General features: G+C 41.1%; 7 protein-coding genes. 1 reads left to right on the forward strand and 6 read right to left on the reverse strand.

Annotated elements, in window-relative coordinates:
* Positions 1-162: 162 nt before the first annotated feature.
* From MKI79_RS10430 to MKI79_RS10455, 6 genes are all read right to left on the reverse strand, one after another.
* The gene (locus tag MKI79_RS10430; protein ID WP_241573150.1) at positions 163-960 is read right to left on the reverse strand and encodes a TIGR01458 family HAD-type hydrolase; all 798 of its coding nucleotides are present in this window, start codon (positions 958-960) and stop codon (positions 163-165) included.
* Between the two features lie 174 nt (positions 961-1,134).
* On the reverse strand, positions 1,135-1,665 hold the full coding sequence (hfq, locus tag MKI79_RS10435; protein WP_241573158.1) for an RNA chaperone Hfq: 531 nt from the start codon (positions 1,663-1,665) through the stop codon (positions 1,135-1,137).
* Positions 1,666-1,756: 91 nt separating this feature from the next.
* On the reverse strand, positions 1,757-2,701 hold the full coding sequence (gene miaA, locus MKI79_RS10440; protein ID WP_241573161.1) for a tRNA (adenosine(37)-N6)-dimethylallyltransferase MiaA: 945 nt from the start codon (positions 2,699-2,701) through the stop codon (positions 1,757-1,759).
* Position 2,702: 1 nt separating this feature from the next.
* Entirely contained in the window at positions 2,703-4,682 is a 1,980-nt protein-coding gene (gene mutL, locus MKI79_RS10445) for a DNA mismatch repair endonuclease MutL (protein WP_241573188.1), read from the reverse strand.
* Between the two features lie 23 nt (positions 4,683-4,705).
* Positions 4,706-5,218 carry a tRNA (adenosine(37)-N6)-threonylcarbamoyltransferase complex ATPase subunit type 1 TsaE gene (gene tsaE, locus MKI79_RS10450; protein WP_241573168.1) on the reverse strand — a complete coding sequence of 171 codons (513 nt, stop codon included), beginning with the start codon at positions 5,216-5,218 and terminating at the stop codon, positions 4,706-4,708.
* Positions 5,219-5,352: 134 nt separating this feature from the next.
* Entirely contained in the window at positions 5,353-5,715 is a 363-nt protein-coding gene (locus MKI79_RS10455; protein ID WP_241573172.1) for a DUF1304 domain-containing protein, read from the reverse strand.
* Positions 5,716-5,912: 197 nt separating this feature from the next.
* Between MKI79_RS10455 and MKI79_RS10460 the strand changes: the two genes are divergently transcribed.
* The gene (locus tag MKI79_RS10460; RefSeq protein WP_241573175.1) at positions 5,913-6,836 is read left to right on the forward strand and encodes a pseudouridine synthase; all 924 of its coding nucleotides are present in this window, start codon (positions 5,913-5,915) and stop codon (positions 6,834-6,836) included.
* Positions 6,837-6,961 lie beyond the last annotated feature (125 nt).

The following is a 6,961-nucleotide window of genomic DNA, read 5'->3' on the forward strand; positions in this document are numbered from 1 at the left end:
CAACGATTCTCTCTAGCATAACTTTTAAAAGTTTAAGTCTTTGTTTTAGGTGATCTGTTCTCCAGGCAGATGACCTTATTTTGCAGTCCATTCCCCTTTTGGACTGCATTTTTTATGTGCAGTTCAAACTTGATATGACTTCGCATGATATCAGTAGAAAAATTACTTTTCTAAATATTGGTAAAGATCAGCCACACTATCAATCACTAAATCAGGCTTAATTGTAGACTCAGCGTGATATGCCTCACGATATTTGCCAGTTTTGACCAAGATCGAGAATATATCCAAACGCTGTGCTCCACCAATATCGCTATCAATATCATCACCAATTAAAACAGCTTGGTGCGCATCACATTTTGCACTTGCGAGTACTTGTTTAAAGAAAGTGATGTTTGGCTTGCCTACAATCAACGCCGTATGGTCAGACACATATTCCAAGCCAGCAATAAATAATCCAATATCAACCTTTAAACCTTGTCGTGTTTGCCAAAATTTATTTTTATGTAGCGCAATAAGCTTTGCTCCACGATTTAGGCAACGAAAGATTTGATTCAATAAATCAATTGACCACGCCTCACCGATGTCACCAATAACAATAAAATCAGGGCGTTCACCGCTATACTCAAACTCATTAAAATCAGCTTTGATATGATTATTGACCACAGCCCATATTTTTATACTTCGCCCTATCGCCTGTTGTTCTTGACGCAGCAAAATACGGCTCGCTTCAGGTGCGCTCAGTATCTCTTCACTCGATGCTTCAATACCAAAATCATGCAATTGCTCCAATAGCATTTGTTGGCTCTTCGTTGTGGTATTGGTCATAAAGCGGATTAAGAATTGCGACTGGCGCAATTGTTGTAAAAGCTCTACGGCACCATCTACCAACTCACCATCAGTATGAAGCGTACCATCAATATCAAAAATAAAAAGTTTGTGATCTTGCGAAATCTTGGGCATTTTTACTCCTGAATTTGGAGCTTAAGAGATCATTTATCTTAATGATTTTTTTAATGGCTTAGCAAGGTCTAAATCAATTCAAATTGTGAAATGAAAATAGGCTAAAAGTCGAATTCATCAAAAATTTTCATAAAAAAAGCTAGGACAATGCCTAGCTTTTCACAGTGTTATGAATTAACGATTGTTGTTTGAATCGTCTTCACCACCATCTTGTTGGTCGTTGTCAAAACCGCCTTGACCGCCACCGAAGCCACCTTGACCACCGAAGCCACCTTGACCACCGAAGCCACCGCCTTGACCGCCACCGAAGCCACCTTGACCGCCAAAGCCACCGCCTTGACCGCCACCGAAGCCACCTTGACCGCCAAAGCCACCACCTTGACCACCAAAGCCACCTTGACTTGCGCCAAAGCCAGCACCTTGACCACCGCCAAAGCCAGCACCTTGACCACCGCCAAAGCCACCTTGGTTCGAGCCAGTACCTGATGCGCCCGCTGGACGTGGATTACGTGCAGGAACAACGGTAGAAATTGCGTGCTTATACACCATTTGGCTTACAGTATTTTTCAGCAATACAACATATTGGTCAAATGATTCGATATGACCTTGAAGCTTAATACCATTCACCAAGAAAATTGAAACTGGAATACGTTCTTTACGAAGAGAATTTAGGAACGGATCTTGTAAGGTTTGACCTTTAGACATTTTTTTACTCCAAAAAATTTAAAATATCAGCGCAAAATTCACCTTCGTATTTCATAAAAAATTATAATAAAGGTGATCTGTAAATTTTGCGCTATCTAAAGCGCTTAATCAAGTCCTTATGTCCTTGTGAAATAGTATAAAAATTGTGAAAATCATGGAGCTTTTGCAAAGAGTTTAGCCAAGTGTATTGACGTTTCGCCAATTGTCGTGTGGCATACAGCGCTTTTAACTGCATTTCTTCATAAGAAATGAGATTTGTATCACTTTGTTGCAAATATTCTAAAGCTTGACGATAACCAACACTTCGCATCGACGGTGTACTTTGATTCACATCATATTTTTCTATAAGTGACTTCACCTCATTGAAAAAACCGATTTCCCACATTTGATCTAATCTTAACGCAATTCGCTGATGCAATTCTGCCCGATCAAGGACAAGCGCATAATTTTGAAATTGATATTTATAAGTTGTGCTTTTCACTTGCTCAGCTTGCAATTTGGTGATTGGTTGTCCTGTCAGACGATACACTTCTAAAGCACGGATAATACGCTGACGATCACTGACTTTAAACTTTTCTCCTGCGATCGGATCAACATGTTTTAATTCTTCAAATACATGCGCCCAACCATGTTGCGCTGCTTCAGCTTCGATCTCAGCACGTAAATTAGCATCGGCGCTCGGTAGATTGTCCGCTAAGCCCTCAAGCAAACTTTTGAAATACAGCATCGTCCCACCAACCAACAGTGGAATTTTCCCTTTTGCATGGATTTGGTCGATTAAACGTTCAGCATCTTCGACAAACTCTGCTGCTGAATAGACCTGCGTTGGATCAATAATATCAATCAAATGGTGTGGATATTGCGCTTGCTCAGCTGTACTGGGTTTGGCTGTACCAATATCCATATCACGATAGACCAGTGCTGAATCCACCGAAATGATTTCAAACTGACCTGTGTCATAGAGCTCGCAAGCCAGTGCGGTTTTGCCACTGGCTGTAGGTCCCATAAGATTGATCACTGGAAGCGTACTCTGCATATTATTCGCCTCGTGCAAAAAGTTTGTCCAACTGATCAAGCGGAAAGGCTCGCCAAGTCGGTCGTCCGTGATTACACTGACTGGCAAATTCAGTCTGCTCCATCTGACGTAATAACGCATTCATCTCTGCTAGGCTCAACTGACGATGTGCTCGCACAGCACCATGACAAGACATGGTTGCCAGTAGATGATCTCGTTTTTGCATCAAAACTTGCACGTTATCATTCGGATCAAGATCGTTAAATAAAGCAGGAATCAGTCGATCAAAATTTGCTTTTTGTAAGAATGCAGGCACGCCGCGCACCAAGACTTGATCATCACCATACAGGTCAACATCAAGCCCAAATCGATAAAGTTTATCTTGGAGTTGCTCCAGTCGAGTGGCTTGCATTGCAGTGATTTTCACCACTTTGGGAATCAGTAATTGTTGTGATTGCCAATATTGCGGTTGATCCCACGCCTGTTTCATTTGTTGTAACAAAATCCGCTCATGTGCAGCGTGCATATCGACAATAATCAAACCTTCGATATTCTGCGCCAAAATATAGATACCATGTAATTGTGCAATCGCAATGCCAAGTGGATATTCATCACGAGTAGTCTGGTAATCCGAGCTTGGATGATTCGACGCCTGATCCATTTGGCTTTGATTTTCTACTGAGCTTTCAGCGGGATTTGAATTACTCGCATTGTCTTGTTGTTGACGTAGTGGTGCAAGATAACTACTGACGGAATTTGCCACATAATCTTTATTGACCCGATTGCTATAGCTATGCGGTTGGCTAACATGTGGCTGATTCTGATGTGGTTGATCTGATTGTGAATGTGTATTTAACGAGGCATTGCTACTTTTTTCATTTTGCGCTTGCTGATGCAAAGATAAATTTTCTTGATAACGTGGCTGATTGGGCGCAAAACGATCATCACGTTTCATCGCTGACGATAGCTCAGCACTTGCCGTTTGGAACTGCGACAACACTTGCTTGGCATGATGACGTACAAATTCATGCACTTCTCGTTGCGTCAAAAAGCGAATTTCATGCTTGGTCGGATGCACATTGACATCAATTTCATGCGGATCAATTTCAATAAATAACAAATATGCCGAATGTTGATGACCGTGCAAAATCCCATCGTATGCCATGCGTAGGGCGTGGCTAATGGTTTTGTCTTTGACAATGCGACCATTGACATAAATGTACTGCAAATCCGCTTGCCCACGTGCATCGGATGGATGACCTAGCCAACCCAGCATATGCAGGTTTTCACTTTGCGCATCAATCCAATAGGCATTTTCAGCAAACTGACGACCAAGTAGCTGTAACACCCGCTGATAACGCAACTCGCCACTATCGGCAATTGGCAAATTCAAACGAATTTGATCATTATGCTCAAGAGTAAAATGCACATCAAAATGCGTCAACGCCATACGCCGTACAATTTCTTCAATATGCTGATATTCCGTAGAAACCCGCTTTAAAAATTTACGTCGTGCAGGCACATTAAAAAATAAATCTCGCACACGTACATGCGTACCACGACTCATCGCAATGGCTTCCGCTTGCTCCTGCTGCAAGGCTGCACCGTTAATTTCGATCTGATAACCAATACCATCTTCACTTTGACTACTGGCAATGCTTAGACGGGAAACCGCTGCGATCGATGCCAACGCTTCACCACGAAAGCCTAGACTTTGAATCGCAGACAATTCATCCGCGGATCGTACTTTACTGGTGGCATGACGCATCACAGCCAGCGGTAAATCATCAGCATGAATGCCAAAACCATTATCAATGATTTCGATCAGCGTGGTACCGCCTTGTTCAATACGAATACTTAGGCGTGTCGCTCCCGAGTCGATGGCATTTTCGAGGAGCTCTTTGACCACCGACGCAGGTCGCTCGATCACTTCTCCTGCGGCGATTTGGTTAGCAAGTGCAGCATCGAGAGCCTGAATACGGCGCGTTGAACGCTCACGCATACTAGGCTGAGTTGCTTCTACCGTCATTCCGCATCACCGTTAAAGCCGTGAGTATTGATATCGTGCTCAATCGCACCAATAATCTGCTGCGGAGCGTGGATAGTGATGAGGCGTATTTCATCATCATTGGCAGTGAGTTCAATAGTGATATCGGGTGCACGAAGCACACCCTCACCTTTGCTTGGCCATTCGATCAACAGCAAACTATTTTTTTCTTCGAGATAATCACGAATGCCCATCAGTTCTAATTCATAGGGATCTTGCAGACGATAGAGGTCAAAGTGATAAATATTTTTCGAAGCGAGATGATATGGCTCGACTAAGGTGTAGGTTGGACTTTTCACCGCACCTTGATGCCCTAAAGCCTGAATCCAATAGCGTGTTAGCGTGGTTTTTCCTGCGCCCAAATCACCGATCAGAAACACCACACCCGACACGACATGCTGTGCTAGGGTTTGCGCTAACTGCTGTGAATCACTTTCATTGTGAAGGTGAAATCGTGCTTGAGAATATGGTGTCGATAAGGAAATAGACATAGATCGCAAAAAACATTATGAGATGTGCAAATGAAGATAAATCATAACATCAACTGAGGTTATACATGTATCTAAATTCATGTTCAGAGTTTACACATCTATCCTTGCTTGTACAAAAAATATAATTGCAAAAATTATGCGATATTCACGAGAATTATAGCAATCACAGCAGGTACAGTTTGAACAAATAATATCTTACGACTTGCGGTTGCTGCGCCATAAACACCGGCAATCGCCACGCAGGCTAAAAAGAAATTTGCCAAATGTGTCGAAAATGGTGCTGTTGCCAAAAATGACCAAAATAAACCTGCTGCGAGAAAGCCATTATATAGCCCTTGATTTTGCGCCATGACTTTGGTGAGTTGCGCCTTTTCCAAGCTATTCCCAAACGCTTTTAAACCCTTTGGTTTATCCCATAAAAACATCTCAAGCACGAGGATGTAAACATGCAAAAGTCCAATCAAAAGCACCATTGCATTGGCAAGATGTTGTAGCATTTTTTAGCTCACTAAAAATTTATGAACAGATAATATCAAAATAGTAGTCACTTCGCACGATTTAAATCAACTGAAAAATGACGACGCCATAAAACTAATTCTTAAAAAAATCGAGATAACTTAAAACTGTATCCAAAATTTATAATGCTTTAAACTCTATACTCTCAAAAAGCTTCACTTCAATGTAATTCGCTTCAATGAAAAGTAAATCTGATCATATCAAACCACCGATGCGTGATGGCGTCAGCGCAAGTCAGGTATTTTTGCCACGTTTAGATAAAACAAATATTCATGCTCAAACGATCTTTTATTTTTTATGTCAGCATTTTCCGCATATTTCTACTGATGAATGGGCAAAACGCTTTGACAATCAGTTAGTCTTTAATGCACAGAATCAAGCCTTAACAAGGGATACACCCTATCAGTCTGAGCAACATATTTATTACTATCGTGAGCTTGCACAAGAGGTTGAAGTACCTTTTGCGCATGAAATATTATTTGAAAATGAACACATCGTGGTGGTGGATAAGCCACACTTTTTGACCGTGAGCCCAACAGGCCAATATGTAAAGCAAACATTACTTACACGGTTAAAATACGAAACTAATAATCCTGAATTAAGCCCGATCCATCGACTCGATCGTGAAACTGCGGGATTGATTTTATTTTCGAAAAATCCTGAAACACGTCATCTCTATCAACAACTTTTTGCTGATCGGCACGTAGAGAAAATCTACCATGCAATTGCACCTTTTAACCAGCACCTTCAGTTTCCACTTGAATACAAAGCACATCTCGCAAAAGGTGAGCCCTTTTATACCATGCAAATCATTGAGGGCAAACTTGAAAATAGTTGCACCATGATTGATATTTTAGAAGTGCAAAATGACTGGGCAAAATATGAATTAAAACCGGTCACGGGTAAACAACATCAACTGCGTGTGCATATGAATGCATTGGGCTTACCTTTAAAAAATGATCAATTTTATCCAACGGTAAAACATGTTGATAAAGCTGTTTTTAGTCAGCCTTTACAGCTTTTGGCGAAAAGTATTGAATTTATTGATCCAATATCTCATACGGAAATGCGATTTGAGTCACTTCAAGATTTAACTCTATAATACCTTGAAGCGATATGTATAGAATATTTTGATTAAAGCAATTTTAAAAGGGTCTAGATAACTTTAGAGTGGATTCTCTCTTAATTCTTTGAGTAGTTTAGCATAGAGGTTTTCATGTCGATGGT

The organism is Acinetobacter sedimenti, assembly GCF_022601685.1.
Lineage (GTDB): Bacteria > Pseudomonadota > Gammaproteobacteria > Pseudomonadales > Moraxellaceae > Acinetobacter > Acinetobacter sedimenti.